13 protein-coding genes are annotated in these 14,150 nt (G+C 39.7%); 5 read left to right on the top strand and 8 right to left on the bottom strand.

What is annotated here, in order from left to right; genetic code table 11:
* Window positions 1-199 precede the first annotated feature (199 nt).
* Genes coaD through AB1Z56_RS06470 form a run of 3 tightly spaced genes read right to left on the bottom strand, consistent with a single transcriptional unit; the run spans window position 200 to window position 2,005 of the window.
* Window positions 200-676, bottom strand: a complete 477-nt coding sequence (gene coaD, locus AB1Z56_RS06480; RefSeq protein WP_313263301.1) for a pantetheine-phosphate adenylyltransferase — start codon at window positions 674-676, stop codon at window positions 200-202.
* Window position 677: 1 nt separating this feature from the next.
* Complete coding sequence (rsmD, locus tag AB1Z56_RS06475) at window positions 678-1,217, bottom strand: 16S rRNA (guanine(966)-N(2))-methyltransferase RsmD (RefSeq protein WP_426791475.1); 540 nt, start codon at window positions 1,215-1,217, stop codon at window positions 678-680.
* Window positions 1,208-2,005 carry a DUF3822 family protein gene (locus AB1Z56_RS06470; RefSeq protein WP_426791474.1) on the bottom strand — a complete coding sequence of 266 codons (798 nt, stop codon included), beginning with the start codon at window positions 2,003-2,005 and terminating at the stop codon, window positions 1,208-1,210. The genes rsmD and AB1Z56_RS06470 overlap by 10 nt, the downstream gene beginning before the upstream one ends.
* An 85-nt stretch (window positions 2,006-2,090) precedes the next feature.
* Here AB1Z56_RS06470 and AB1Z56_RS06465 point away from each other — a divergent pair, with 85 nt between their 5' ends.
* From AB1Z56_RS06465 to AB1Z56_RS06455, 3 genes are all read left to right on the top strand, one after another.
* Window positions 2,091-3,515: an ATP-dependent DNA helicase gene (locus AB1Z56_RS06465; protein WP_313263303.1), complete on the top strand. Its 1,425-nt coding sequence runs from the start codon at window positions 2,091-2,093 to the stop codon at window positions 3,513-3,515.
* Between the two features lie 91 nt (window positions 3,516-3,606).
* A complete protein-coding gene (locus AB1Z56_RS06460) occupies window positions 3,607-6,093 on the top strand; it encodes a DPP IV N-terminal domain-containing protein (RefSeq protein WP_426791473.1) in 2,487 nt (828 codons plus the stop codon).
* A gap of 7 nt (window positions 6,094-6,100) precedes the next feature.
* The gene (locus tag AB1Z56_RS06455) at window positions 6,101-6,643 is read left to right on the top strand and encodes a hypothetical protein (protein WP_426791472.1); all 543 of its coding nucleotides are present in this window, start codon (window positions 6,101-6,103) and stop codon (window positions 6,641-6,643) included.
* Window positions 6,644-6,663: 20 nt separating this feature from the next.
* On the opposite strand, the gene ruvB is transcribed toward AB1Z56_RS06455, so the two are convergent.
* The 5 genes from ruvB to pdxH form a co-directional block, all read right to left on the bottom strand.
* Complete coding sequence (gene ruvB, locus AB1Z56_RS06450; RefSeq protein WP_046673408.1) at window positions 6,664-7,686, bottom strand: Holliday junction branch migration DNA helicase RuvB; 1,023 nt, start codon at window positions 7,684-7,686, stop codon at window positions 6,664-6,666.
* Window positions 7,687-7,699: 13 nt separating this feature from the next.
* Window positions 7,700-8,437: a polyprenol monophosphomannose synthase gene (locus AB1Z56_RS06445; RefSeq protein WP_309359627.1), complete on the bottom strand. Its 738-nt coding sequence runs from the start codon at window positions 8,435-8,437 to the stop codon at window positions 7,700-7,702.
* A gap of 364 nt (window positions 8,438-8,801) precedes the next feature.
* The gene (locus tag AB1Z56_RS06440; RefSeq protein ID WP_426791471.1) at window positions 8,802-9,998 is read right to left on the bottom strand and encodes an NADH-quinone oxidoreductase subunit D; all 1,197 of its coding nucleotides are present in this window, start codon (window positions 9,996-9,998) and stop codon (window positions 8,802-8,804) included.
* 5 nt (window positions 9,999-10,003) lie between these two features.
* Window positions 10,004-10,492 (bottom strand): NADH-quinone oxidoreductase subunit C, encoded by a 489-nt coding sequence (locus AB1Z56_RS06435; RefSeq protein ID WP_426791470.1) that lies wholly within the window; start codon window positions 10,490-10,492, stop codon window positions 10,004-10,006.
* Between the two features lie 2 nt (window positions 10,493-10,494).
* Window positions 10,495-11,148 carry a pyridoxamine 5'-phosphate oxidase gene (gene pdxH, locus AB1Z56_RS06430; protein WP_309359486.1) on the bottom strand — a complete coding sequence of 218 codons (654 nt, stop codon included), beginning with the start codon at window positions 11,146-11,148 and terminating at the stop codon, window positions 10,495-10,497.
* Window positions 11,149-11,301: 153 nt separating this feature from the next.
* Here pdxH and AB1Z56_RS06425 point away from each other — a divergent pair, with 153 nt between their 5' ends.
* The gene (locus AB1Z56_RS06425) at window positions 11,302-11,865 is read left to right on the top strand and encodes a YqgE/AlgH family protein (protein ID WP_293900043.1); all 564 of its coding nucleotides are present in this window, start codon (window positions 11,302-11,304) and stop codon (window positions 11,863-11,865) included.
* Between the two features lie 169 nt (window positions 11,866-12,034).
* Window positions 12,035-13,924, top strand: coding sequence for a molecular chaperone HtpG (htpG, locus tag AB1Z56_RS06420; RefSeq protein WP_309359488.1), 1,890 nt, complete (start codon window positions 12,035-12,037; stop codon window positions 13,922-13,924).
* The last annotated feature ends 226 nt before the right edge of the window (window positions 13,925-14,150 follow it).

Genomic DNA, 14,150 nt, shown 5'->3' with positions numbered 1-14,150 from the left:
TAAACATGAGTCAGCCGTGCAACCAAATAATATTTGGGCATACGCCATCAGATGGCAAGTAGATCGCCTTAAACAATGAAAACATATTGTTGATATAAAACACACAAAACCCTGTTTATCAACAACAAAAAAAGTCATACAAAATATTATTTTGTATGACTTTTTTGTTCAATCAGCTGTCTTGCTTTACTAATCTGACTTATCTACTTTTTTCATTCAACAACGACAGAATGGCAACAGGCACCATTGCACTGATATCCCCTCCATTAAACCAAATATCCCTAACAATGGACGAAGAAATATGAGCCGTTCCAGATCTACTCATCAAAAAATAACTTTCCACCTCGTCATTGAGCAACAGGTTATTTTGAGCAATGGCGTTTTCAAATTCGAAATCATTGGTATTCCGGAGCCCTCTTAATATAAAACGCGCTTTAACCTGTTTACAGAAATCCACAGTTAGGCCTTTATATTTCAGCACCTCAACCCTGCTGACATCCTTAAAAACACGGCTAATTGAATCCACCCGCTCGTCGTGGTCTAACATTCCTTTCTTATTAGCGTTATAGCCCACAGCAATAATAATTTTATCAAATAGCGGCATTGCTCTTTCAACAAGATCTTGATGTGCTAAAGTAAAAGGGTCAAATGACCCCGGAAAAACAGCAATTTTCATATTAGATAGTCTTAGCGTAAAAAGAAAATGATGAATACCCGTATTTTCTAGTTTCTATAAAATTTGGATGATCTTCCATCTGTCTCGTTGACGGATGCTCAACAACGAGGAGTCCATCAGCATGCAGTAATTGTTGATCAAAAATTAATTTTGGTAATTGTGGCAATTTAGGAATATCATAAGGTGGATCTGCAAAAATAAAATCGTAAGTATTCTTACAACTGGCAATGAATTTAAACACATCAGCTTTCCTTGCTTTAATCTGCTCCAATTTCATCTTCTCCGCCGTATCATTGATGTATTGCACACATTTGAAATGAAGGTCTATCGCATCTACATGCTCCACATTCCGCGATGCAAGCTCAAAACTAATATTCCCTGTCCCTGCAAAAAGATCCAGACATTGTAACCCATCGAAATCCAACCTGTTCTGTAAAATATTAAACAGCGCTTCTTTGGCGATATCCGTTGTTGGTCTCACAGGTAAATTAGTTGGTGGATTCAACCTTAAGCCACCTAAACGACCTCCGATTATTCGCATAGTATAGAATCAAATAATACGTTATACGGCGTCAAATTTGACTCGATCTCGCTATCCGCCAATACAACTTTGGTTTTCAAATCCAATATTTCGATATCACCAGCATAAGCCGAAATTCGCTTATAATAAGATTCATCTGGAATCTCTCCTGAGAGGAGCACTTTATTAATGGAGTCTCCCAGATTGAATTGTGTTAAAATATTAAGTATATAGTAGCTGATATCATCCAGACTATGCATTTCAAAACTATTATAAAGTTGGAAGACCCCGTTTTTAAACAGATAAAAATCAACTGTATTTTCAGCTACAAAATGAAGCCCCAACACACTGCCTCTAATGGATACGCGCTCCTGCGCGCGATCGAGCACAACAGCGAATTCGGGAAGTATAACAGCATCTGGAAACAACCTCTTCCATCTATTTAACAACAACCCATCAAACTGATACACAGCAACTAAATTAAGACTATCTAAAGAATAGTTAAATGTATTTTCAAGATCGGATGTACCTAAAAACTGTAGGTAATCGCTCATCTGTTCGCTCAGAAAAAACTCTTTTGGAATAAACGTAAAAGTTTGATGCGGTATCACAACGCGGACAAATCGAAATGGAAGGCTCATAATTCGTGTGGCATCCAAAATCGGCTCTTCTGACGGATACTCGATTAAAATCGGTGCGACCGACTTTTTATCAACCACTGCCAAGACATCCTTCTGAAAGCCAGCCTTGACCAAAAGATTGTACTCCGGTAAATAATGAATATTAAATTGTTTTGAAATATAATTCATTCGCTGAATTGTAAAAATTAAAACTTCTTAGAGCAAAAATAGCTTTTTCTAGAGGATAAGACAAACCTTTTAAATAACTTTGAGGGTGTTCATCAAAAATCTGTTAATACAGCAATTTCCATGGCAGGCCACCGATCAGCAGTTAGAGGCCTTCGAATTACTGGAAGAATTTCTACTCGCTTTTGACAAGCAATCTTGCTTTGTACTGAGAGGATACGCCGGTACGGGAAAGACAACGTTAATTTCGGCACTGGTCAAAGTACTACCGGCATTGCGAAAAAAAGCTGTTCTGCTGGCTCCAACGGGCAGGGCCGCAAAAGTAATCACCTATTATTCGGGACGCAAAGCACTGACAATCCACAAGAAAATCTATCGGAAAAAATCTGCTGTTTCATTTCAGCTGGATTTCACTTTAGCGGAGAACCTTCATGAAGATACTTTATTTATCATAGATGAGGCTTCAATGATATCCAATGCACCTGTGAATGCGTTTTCAGGAAGCCTTTTGGACGACCTGATCCGCTATGTGCAATCAGGAAAGAACTGCACGCTATTATTTGTTGGGGATACCGCCCAGTTACCTCCTGTAGGACTCCTAGACAGCCCCGCATTAAACCCAAGTTATCTCGAAAGTGAATTTCATCTATGCGTTTATCCATTTGAACTGACCTCCGTTGTCCGTCAATCTAAAGATTCCGGCATACTGTATAATGCGACAAAAATACGCGAAGAGATAACCTCTGCTGAAGAAGATCAAGATGACTTTCCCTTCCCCAAATTCATAACAAAAGGATTTAAAGACCTTTACAGAATGACAGGTGAACGGTTAATCGAAGGAATAAACTATGCCTATGACAAATATGGAGTCGAAAATACAATGATTATCTGTCGTTCAAATCGCTCTGCAAACCTATACAACCAAAATATAAGGAACAGGATTTTGTTCCGGGACGAGGAGCTGACCGGCGGAGATTATATTATGGTTGTAAAGAACAACTACTTCTGGCTGCAGGAAAACAATATGGGCGACGGGTTTATTGCAAATGGTGATATGGCCAAGGTGCGAAAAGTGAGCAATATTCATGATCAGCATGGATTTCGATTTGCAGATGTTACACTTGAATTTGTAGACATTGACGAAATAGAACCTATCACTTGCCGCGTGATCCTAGACAGCCTCTATACCGAAAGTCCCAATCTGCCTTATGAAACCCAGAAAACACTCTACGAAGAGATCGCCTTGGATTATGCCGATATTATGGATAAAAAAGACCGCCTTGAAGCAATCAAAAAGGACCCCTATTATAATGCGCTTCAGATTAAATTTGCATTTGCAATTACCTGCCATAAAGCGCAGGGCGGCCAATGGCCAATCGTCTTTGTCGACCAAGGTTATATAAACGATGACATGTTGGATCTTGAATTTTTAAGATGGCTGTATACCGGAGTGACACGAGCAACAAAGGAGCTTTTTTTGGTTAATTTCAATGAAAATTTCTATCCATCATAGGATTATTACACGAATCATTCGCAAAAGAGCCTAATTATAAATATTTTTGCATCCAAAACCATTATTATACAATTATCTATATTATTATTTAATGCATAAGTTCTACTTTATCTTAGCAGCCAGCTTATTACCCTATATTGGCACTGCACAACAGGCGAAAGAGGCACCTATAAAAGCCAACTATCAGTTGGCGGCGAAATTTTCCCCTGAAAAATTAAAGAAAATAATTTTTTCAACGAGTATCAAACCAAATTGGATCAATTTTTCTGATCGCTTTTGGTATGATTATGCAAGTCCACAGGGAAGAAATTGGTACATTGTTAACCCTGCCCTGAAAAAGAAAGAACTTCTTTTCAATAATGACGACATCGCTGCTCAAATTACCAAAATCGTTAAAAACCCTGTAGATGCCCAACATTTGGAATTACAAGGGCTTCGATTCACCAAAGATGAGAAAAAATTAAGATTTCAGGTCCAGAGTACCCAAGATACCGTGAAATCCAAAGATGAAATACAAAAGCTCAAGAATAAGTCCGACACCACCAAAAAGAAACTCTTTTATCTGGAATACGACCTGGCAACAAAGTCTGTCTTAGAAATCAGTGACTCGACAAAAGTTAAATCGCCATTAGGTTGGGCGAGCTTCTCCCCTGATACTAATACGGTTTACTTTGCAAAAGATTATAATCTATATTGGATGGACAGATCCAACTATCTTAAGGCGGTAAAAAATGAAAAGGACAGCACCATTGTAGAGCACCAGATTACAAAAGACGGTGTGCAATATTATGCTTGGGGCGGTGATGAATACAGCACAACTACCGGTGACGAAAAAGATAAAGACAATGATCCTAAACGTAAACGGGTATGGATCAGCTGGTCGCCGGATGGTCGTTATTTTACCTTGAGCAGGAAGGACAACCGTTCATTAAAACCTTTGTGGGTAATCAATAATGTTGGCTCATCCCGACCGACACTTGAAACCTATAAATACCAAATGCCGGGTGAGGTCGATTCAACGGAAACTGAACTTTATATCTTTGATGCAGGAGCAAAAACTCCACGTCGCATCAATGTATCCGCGTTTAAAAATCAGACCCTCTCTACCTGGACCAAAACACCAGATAGAAATTCGTATAAAGAGGATTATTTTATCAACTACTGGTTAGGCAATAATGAGGAATTTTACATTTCACGTTCTAGCCGTGACCTCAAACGGATTGACCTCCTAAAAGTCAATATAAATGGCACAGTGAACAACATTATCCAAGAGCGTTCCAATGTATATCTGGATGTTCAAAAACCATTCCTGATTGAAAATAAAAAACAATTGGTTCATTGGTCAGAAAGAGATGGCTGGGGCCATTACTACCTTTACGACACAAATGGAAAATTGATTAATCAAATTACAAAAGGTGCCTTTCATACGGAAGAAATTACAGGTTTAGATCCTGCTTCAGGAACACTATACTTTACAGCATCGGGCCGCGAGAAAAACGAAGACCCCTATTATCTACATCAATACAGTGTAAATACTACCGGCTCCGGCATTAAACTATTAAACCCGGGAAATTTTGATCACCAGGTGGAAATGAGTGAATCCTCCCGATATTTTGTTAATAATTCCTCCAGGGTAAACACGACTCCTGAATCCGTCTTATACAATAGCAATGGACAAAAGGTAATGACATTGGAAAAGGCCGATCTGTCTTTACTATTTGCTGCTGGATACAAATTTCCAGAACCTTTTAAAGTAAAAGCTGGGGATGGCACCACGGATCTCTATGGGGTCATGTACAAACCATTTGACTTTGATAGTACCAGAACGTATCCCATTGTCGAATATGTATATCCCGGACCTCAGACCGAAGCTGTCAATAAATCCTTTGGCAGAAGCATGGACAGAATCGACAGGCTAGCGCAATTCGGTTTTATAGTCATCACAGTTGGTAACCGTGGTGGACATCCTTCACGTTCGCAATGGTATCATACTTATGGCTATGGCAACCTGCGTGACTATGGTTTGGAAGATAAAAAAGTAGCGGCGGAACAGCTTGCTGATCGCTATAAATACATTGACATAAACCGTGTTGGTATAACCGGCCACTCCGGCGGTGGATTTATGTCTACAGCAGCGATGCTTGTTTACCCCGACTTCTTTAAAGTTGCGGTATCTGGTGCTGGAAATCATGAAAACCAGATCTACAACCGTTGGTGGAGTGAGCGTCATCATGGCGTAACAGAAAAAGTATCCGCGAAAGGAGATACTACATTCTCCTACCAAATCAATAAAAATACGGAGATCGCAAAAAACCTGAAAGGCAGACTATTGATCGCCACTGGAGATATTGATAACAATGTACACCCGGCAAATTCAATTCGTATGGTAGACGCGCTGATAAAGGCTAACAAAAGATTTGATTTCCTGCTATTACCTGGACAAAGACACGGCTTTGGCGATATGACGGAGTATTTCTTCTGGAAAATGGGCGATTACTTTAGCCAATATCTGTTGGGTGATTCCAAAATGAATGAGGTTGACATGACCGAAATGAATCGAGAAAAGCCACAAAAATAACGGCATCATGACCCACGATGAAAAATTAGCATTTCTATCCGTTACCTTGAGATCTTTCGAGGTAACGGATTTTTCTTTGGATATCCTTCAGGGGATAACCCTTGCCGATCTGCTGAACATCTCCTTAGAGAAGGACAAAAAGATTGCCTTTCGCGCCGCCTGGGTATTTGAAACCATCGTTTTAAAAAATACAACACTGCTAAAATGTGTTCTCCCGCAATTTTTGGATAATTTAAAGAAACAAAAGAATTGGAGCTGCCTTAGAAGCTATACTAAAATTCTGCTATTTCTGACCTCGAAAAAAAATAAAAAATATACGCTCCAAAATGAGATAGAAGAAGAAATTATCGAGCATTCCTTCCAATGGATGATCGAACCTTCATGTCCTGTCGCTGTATTAGTCAACTGCCTGGACATCTTAAATAACCTACGAAAGAAGCACCCTTGGATATATGAGGAGTTACAGGCTCAAATAAGCTATTTTCAACGGACAAAACCTAGTCCGGCTTTAATGAGCCGGACTAATAAAATTATTCGCCAGAAAAGTTAAAATATACTTTTCATTCGCGCTTAAAACAGTGTGTTTCCTTTCGAATGGTTGACACGCCCCAAGTGCTTATAGGCCGCCTCGGTACATTCGCGTCCCCTCGAGGTTCGCATAATGTATCCTTCTTGAATCAGAAAGGGTTCGTAGACTTCCTCAATCGTACCTTCATCCTCACCAACTGCCGTGGCCACTGTTTTTAATCCTACAGGACCACCTTTAAATTTATCTATAATGGTCGTTAAGATTTTATTGTCCATCTCGTCTAAACCATTTTCATCCACATTAAGCGCATGTAAAGCATATTTTGCTATTTCTTTATCGATACTCCCGTTGCCCTTTATCTGCGCAAAATCTCGTGTACGGCGCAGTAAAGCATTGGCTATCCGTGGTGTCCCCCTGCTCCTTCGCGCAATCTCATAGGCACCTTCATCAGAAATTGGTGTGTTTAAGATATGAGCCGAGCGCAGCACGATAGTTGTCAGCAATTTTGCATCATAATATTGTAAGCGTGAATTAATTCCAAAGCGTGCGCGCAAGGGGGCTGTCAAAAGACCTGAGCGCGTTGTGGCACCAATCAAGGTAAACGGATTCAGAGAAATCTGCACAGACCGTGCATTTGGGCCTGTCTCCAGCATGATGTCGATTTTGAAATCTTCCATAGCCGAATAGAGATATTCCTCCACCAAAGGACTTAAACGATGGATCTCATCAATAAACAAAACATCACCTTCTTCCAGATTAGTCAATAAACCCGCTAAATCGCCCGGTTTATCCAATACAGGTCCCGAAGTAATTTTGATACCAACCCCCATCTCATTAGCAATGATATGGGATAAAGTCGTTTTTCCTAGGCCTGGAGGGCCATGCAGCAAAACGTGGTCCAGCGCCTCGCCTCTCAGCCTAGCCGCTTTCACAAAAATATTAAGGTTTTCTAATATTTTAGCCTGTCCCGTAAAGTCTTCGAAAGCCTGAGGCCGCAATGCTCGTTCAATATCACGATCTGTATTGCTCAGACGTTCTGGATTTGGATCTAAATTCTCGTTCATTGTGGCAATATTTTTAATTTCTCTTATAGCGCTTTCCGATACTTCCCAGTTTCAATTGGATAACACCAAAAAATGCCTCCTTAAAGATACTTGTGCTCATCTTTGATGTACCTTCAGTCCGATCTGTGAATATAATGGGTACTTCCACCACCTTAAAGCCATATTTTATGGCTGTAAATTTCATTTCAATCTGAAAAGCATAACCTACAAACTTAATCTTTTCAAGTGGGATTGTCCTGAGAACTTCTCTGGTAAAACAAACAAATCCCGCGGTAGCATCCTGGATATCTATTCCGGTTATAAAACGAACATATACCGAAGCAAAATAGGACATCAATACCCGGCTCATCGGCCAATTGACCACATTCACGCCCTTGATATAACGCGAACCTATGCTCATATCAGCACCATCCACACAAGCCTGCCGTAAGCGAAGCAGATCCTCCGGATTGTGACTGAAATCTGCATCCATTTCAAAAATATATTGGTAATGCTCGCGCGATAGCGCCCATTTAAATCCATGGATATACGCTGTCCCTAACCCCAGTTTTCCGGTTCGTTCTTCGATAAACAGACGGCCAGTAAATTCATTAAGCTGTAAATTCTTGATGATGGTAGCCGTCCCATCGGGAGAACCATCGTCTACAATTAAAATATCAAATGCGTGTGATAAGGAAAAAACTTTGCGAATGATTTTTTCAATATTTTCCTTTTCATTATATGTTGGAATGATAACTAAACTATCCGTCACTTTTTTATATTTAAGACCAGTAAAGGTAATCATTTACGTTAAATTCCAGTGCAGGAATTCGATGAAATATACAGGATAATCAACATTGCTCCGATGAAAAAGCAGTAAATCCTTCAAGCTCAAACCAACACATCGGTATCATAAATAAAAAGCATCAATAGATTGCACGCCATAAAAAAGAGAAGCCCGTTACTTTGGGAGTAACGAGCTTTCATTAACCAATTATAAACTTAAATTATGAGACTGCAAATATGATGAAAATTGCTTTCATTTACAAATTTATTTGCGTTTTCATGCAACATTTTCAATACAATCTCTATTTTATTTTGCTAAATCGTTTATAAAACATGCATACTACCGCAATTTAGCGATCCACCTCTCCCAAAACGATATCAATAGATCCGAGAATCGCAATCAAATCAGCAATCAGCACGCCTTTTCCGAGTTCCGAAATCACTGAAAGATTATTAAAACTTGGCCCCCGCGACTTTACACGCAATGGAATATCTGATTTATCTTTAGTGACAAAGTAAAACCCTAATTCTCCTTTCGGATTTTCAGCACGGACATAGTAATCCTGAGCCTTCAAATTCACTTTCTTCGGAACCAGAGCCCTCGGATCAAATTCAGCTGTACGTTTAAAGTCTTTCTGTAATCGTTCAAGACATTGCTCAACAATGCGAACAGATTCTTTGACCTCATCTACCCTAACTTTATAACGATCCCAGCAATCGCCGATTGTTCCCATCTCACCTTTTCCCACTGGTATCTCAAAATCAATTTCTGGGTAAACAGAATAGCCATCTATTCGTCTCAAATCCCATTTTATCCCCGAAGCGCGAAGCATGGGCCCTGATACACCATAATTTATGGCGACATCAGCAGGAAGTACCCCTATTTTAGCTGTACGGGAAATAAATATTTGGTTCTGTGTCAATATCTCATCCAGTTCGACCAATTTAGGCTTAAAATACGCTATAAATTCAGCACAGCGCTCTTCAAAGCCTACAGGCAAATCATAAAATAAACCTCCTACCCAGATATAATTGTACAACATTCTGGAGCCAGATGCCCATTCCAACATATTCATAATATGCTCACGGTCGCGGAAACACCAAAGAAACGGTGTTGTTGCACCGATATCAATCCCATATGTCCCAATAGCAATCAGGTGGGATGCAATTCGGTTGAGTTCACAGACCAGCACCCGGATATACTCTATTCTTTTCGGTATTTTACTATCGAGACCAAGCATGCGTTCAACCCCCATCACGAAAGCATGACTATTGTTCATCGAGGCTAGGTAATCCAGACGATCAGTAAAGGGAATTGTCTTTGCGTAATTTAACGATTCGGCATGTTTGTCAAAACAACGGTGCAAATAACCCAGATGTGGAACAACCTCTTTCACAATCTCTCCATCTGTAATCAGCTGCAGTCGGAGCACGCCATGCGTCGAAGGATGCTGAGGCCCCATATTCAACACCATTTCCTGACTGGATATCTCTGTAAGGTGTTTTTCATAGCGCAGTAATGCCTCTTTATATTTTGGATTCGCCATTTCTATCAATTAATATGGATGCCATGATATTTTTCTGCCTCTTCATAATCCTTCCGTAAAGGATATCCTTCCCAATCGTCAGGTAGCAAAATCCTTCTAAGGTCCGGATGCCCCTCAAAATAAATCCCCATCAGGTCAAATGCCTCGCGCTCATGCCAGTCTGCCGTGCGCCATACCGAAGTTAGCGAAGGAGTCTCAGGGAGTTCATCTAGCGAACGATTACCAGACAACTCAACTTTTAAGACCAAACCGTGCTGATAGGGCAAAGAATTGAGATGGTAGACAACAGTAAAATGCGTTTGATAATCTACCGCAGTAAGGTTGCTTAAAAAATCAAAGTACAAACCCTCTGTATCCCTCAGGAATAAACAGACGGCTATAATATCTGCCTTATCAATAAATAATGCAGGCTGCAGCCCACTGCGATCTTCTTTAAGAATAATTTGAGTTCCAAATGTGGAAACAAGCGTCGATTTAATTTCGTCAAATGTCATATTTATGGAGCTATACGCGTAATCTTCCAGGAATCAGACACTTTTTTATAAACGATACGATCATGCAGCCGACTTGCACGTCCCTGCCAGAACTCGAAATAAATCGGTTTCAGTAGATAGCCGCCCCAATGGGATGGTCTAGGTACAGAGTCGCTTCCATTATATTGGTTTTCGAGTTCTTCCACCCTGTTTTCTAAAAAACTGCGGTTTGGAATTTCATGGCTCTGCGGGGAGGCCAGTGCACCGATACGGCTCGCTTTAGGTCGCGATTGGAAATATTCATCCGAATCAGCTCCGCTCACAAATTCAATAACTCCTTCAATCCGAACCTGTCTCTGCAATTCAGGCCAAAAAAATAACAGTGCAGCATGCGGATTAGCTTTCATGTCTTCCCCTTTACGGCTCTCATAATTTGTAAAAAAGACTAAACCTTCTGATACAATATCCTTCAATAAAACAACTCTTGAGGATGGCAAATGATGGGAAGATACGGTTGAAAGCACCATGGCATTGGGTTCGATCACCTCGCTGTGAATAGCCGCATCGAACCATTTTTTAAACTGGTGGACTGGATCACGATCCACATCCGATTCAGATAGGCTACCTAATACGTAATCCTGTCTGATTGCTGCAATATCTTTATGTTGAATGGACATAGAAACCTGTTTTTATATCCTACAAACTTACTAAAATCATTGCTTTTTCTCTATAAAGTTAGTAGAAATTGACAAAATCCTAATTTTGGCACAAATCTCGCATAGATTAAATAAAAAAGATTAAATTCAATAAATAATTAAAATTCGCGCTATATGTTTACCGAACTAGACCCACAAAAAGGAAGCCTATTGATTTCCGAGCCGTTTATGCTAGACCCCAGATTCCTCAGATCCGTAATATTGTTATGTGAATACAATACAGAAGGCTCCCTCGGATTTGTTCTAAATAATCAAACCAATGTTCGTATAGGCCAATTATTGGAATCTATACCGGATTGCAATTTCCCCATCTACGTCGGTGGCCCTGTAGCTCAGGAAAGCCTTTTTTTTGTACATAGCCGTTTTGATTTACTATTAAGTGGCGAAGAAGTGGCTCCAGGAATCTATTTTGGAGGCGATGAAGATAGACTTATTGAAGCCATCCAAACGGATAGCATAAAAGCTGACGAATTAAAATTCTTTATCGGGTATTCCGGATGGTCTGCTGGTCAACTGGACGGCGAGATCAAAGAAAATAGCTGGGCTGTACAGAACAAATACCATCATCAGCTCATTTTTGAAGGTAACGGCGAATTACTGTGGAAGGATGCCATTATTGGACTCGGTCCCAAATATGCACATGTCGCCAACTTTCCACAGAGCCCAGGCCTAAATTAGTGAAAGGGACTTCCACTAGTTGGCAGTTTACTTAACGACCCTATATATTAAATGAAGGGCCTATGACAAAATAGGCTGTTTCCTGCCATCATGTCCTATAGAGACGATTTGGAACACTGATTGTGTGTTTTAAACAAATCATAAAATTAAAAATAGCGACATACAAATTATGAATCCAGAAAAAGGTAGTATTTCAATTCACACGGAGAACATATTTCCCGTAATCAAAAAGTTCTTATATTCTGATAATGAAATTTTCTTGCGTGAACTGGTATCTAATGCAGTTGATGCTTCTCAAAAAATCAAACGCCTAGCTTCTTTGGGTCAGTACCAAGGTGAAACAGGTGAATTAATTGTAGACGTAAAATTTGATGAAGCTGCCAAAACCATCACTATTTCCGACAATGGTATTGGTATGACAGCAGATGAAATAAAAAAATACATCAACCAGATCGCTTTCTCAGGCGCAACAGAGTTCATGGAAAAATTCAAAGAGGCAAATGATGCAAATGAAATCATTGGCCGTTTTGGTTTAGGCTTCTATTCCGCATTTATGGTGGCCGATACGGTGGAAATCCAATCTTTATCCTATCAGGATGGAGCAGAACCGGCTCATTGGACTTGCGATGGTAGTACATCTTACGAAATTTCTACAGGTACAAGAACCAAACGTGGTACTGATGTCATTTTACATATTAACGAAGAATCAACTGAATTTTTAAGCCAGGCACGTTTACAGGACATTTTAGATAAGTATGCGAAATTTCTTCCTGTCTCAATCCGTTTTGGCACCAAAACAAATTCTGAACCGGATGGTGAAGACGAAGAAGGAAAACCAAAATACAAATCTGTAGAGGTAGACAATATCATCAATAACACCAATCCAGCCTGGACAAAATCACCATCCGAACTAAAAGACGAAGATTATCTGGCCTTCTACCGCGAGCTCTATCCTTATTCAATGGATGAACCATTGTTTTGGATTCACCTCAACGTCGATTATCCATTCAACCTGACTGGTATTCTCTACTTCCCTAAAGTTAAAAATGAACTGGAGATCCAGCGCAATAAAATTAAGCTGTATTCCAGACAAGTGTTTATCACAGACGAAGTGAAAGATATTGTTCCAGAATTCTTGATGTTACTTCACGGGGTAATCGATTCACCAGATATTCCATTGAACGTATCCCGTTCATTTTTACAAGCAGACAGCAACGTTAAGAAAATCAATAGTTATATCACCAAAAAGGTGGCTGACAAATTAAACGAGATATTTAAGACTGACCGCAAGGGCTTTGAAGAAAAATGGACAGATATCGGTTTATTTATCAAATATGGTATGCTAAGCGATGAGAAATTTGCTGAAAAAGCAAATGACTTCTGTTTAGTAAAAAACACGAACAACCAAAGTTTCACCATCAAAGAATATTACGAAAAGGTTAAAGATATCCAGGTAGATAAAGATGGCAACATTGTCTACTTATATACGCATGATGCCGCTCAACAAGATGGCTTTATCCAAACTGCATTAAACAAAGGTTATGATGTTTTGATGCTTGATGGACCCCTGGATACGCACTTTGCTGCTTATTTGGAGCAAAAGGGCGGTGAAAAGGTACAACTGAAACGTGTAGATGCTGACGTTATCGATAAATTGATTCAGAAAGACGAAAAAGTCGAGCTTGCCCTTTCTGAAGAAGAATCCAAAAAAGCGCTTGAGGTTTTCGAAAAAGCAATTTCACGCCAAGATATGAAAGTTGAAGTTGACGCCTTAAATGAAGGTGATCTGCCTGTATCGGTAACAATTGATGAATTTATGCGCCGAATGAAAGATATGGCCAAGACAGGTGGTGGTATGAATTTCTATGGTTCATTGCCCGACAATTATAAGGTAACTGTCAACGGTAACCATCCGCTGATCAAAAGAATTTTATCAGCATCGGACGAAGAAGGCTCTAAACTAGCAAAACAGGCTTTTGATTTAGCACTCTTATCCAGAGGTTTATTGTCTGGAGCTGATCTAACATCTTTTGTGAAGAGAAGTGTAGAGATGATCTAAAAACATTTCTTCCAATAAAAAAGGCGGTTTCTTTGACAAGAACCGCCTTTTTTATTAGAAATTGGAAGCAAATAGTAACTTTGGGGTTAGCGAAATACATATCCGCACCAATATGGACGCGTTTCAATGTTTTTTATTAAAATTTAATAAACTAATCTTCACCTAGTTGGCTTTAAACGCTGTTTTTTTTCAATCAAATATTTGGAGGGAATAGGGTTTAATCGTA

It is taken from the genome of Sphingobacterium sp. WOUb80, assembly GCF_050058145.1.
In the GTDB taxonomy this organism is placed as follows: domain Bacteria; phylum Bacteroidota; class Bacteroidia; order Sphingobacteriales; family Sphingobacteriaceae; genus Sphingobacterium.
Note: the sequence above shows the minus strand (reverse complement) of the source record. Positions and strands in the feature narration are given on the sequence as shown.

What these genes read in the sequence shown, in the direction of transcription:
- coaD (WP_313263301.1), bottom strand. Translation starts at nt 676, where the DNA reads ATGAAAATTGCTGTTTTTCCGGGGTCATTTGACCCTTTTACTTTAGCA.
- rsmD (WP_426791475.1), bottom strand. Translation starts at nt 1,217, where the DNA reads ATGCGAATAATCGGAGGTCGTTTAGGTGGCTTAAGGTTGAATCCACCA.
- AB1Z56_RS06470 (WP_426791474.1), bottom strand. Translation starts at nt 2,005, where the DNA reads ATGAATTATATTTCAAAACAATTTAATATTCATTATTTACCGGAGTAC.
- AB1Z56_RS06460 (WP_426791473.1), top strand. Translation starts at nt 3,607, where the DNA reads ATGCATAAGTTCTACTTTATCTTAGCAGCCAGCTTATTACCCTATATT.
- AB1Z56_RS06455 (WP_426791472.1), top strand. Translation starts at nt 6,101, where the DNA reads ATGACCCACGATGAAAAATTAGCATTTCTATCCGTTACCTTGAGATCT.
- ruvB (WP_046673408.1), bottom strand. Translation starts at nt 7,686, where the DNA reads ATGAACGAGAATTTAGATCCAAATCCAGAACGTCTGAGCAATACAGAT.
- AB1Z56_RS06440 (WP_426791471.1), bottom strand. Translation starts at nt 9,998, where the DNA reads ATGGCGAATCCAAAATATAAAGAGGCATTACTGCGCTATGAAAAACAC.
- AB1Z56_RS06435 (WP_426791470.1), bottom strand. Translation starts at nt 10,492, where the DNA reads ATGACATTTGACGAAATTAAATCGACGCTTGTTTCCACATTTGGAACT.
- pdxH (WP_309359486.1), bottom strand. Translation starts at nt 11,148, where the DNA reads ATGTCCATTCAACATAAAGATATTGCAGCAATCAGACAGGATTACGTA.
- AB1Z56_RS06425 (WP_293900043.1), top strand. Translation starts at nt 11,302, where the DNA reads ATGTTTACCGAACTAGACCCACAAAAAGGAAGCCTATTGATTTCCGAG.
- htpG (WP_309359488.1), top strand. Translation starts at nt 12,035, where the DNA reads ATGAATCCAGAAAAAGGTAGTATTTCAATTCACACGGAGAACATATTT.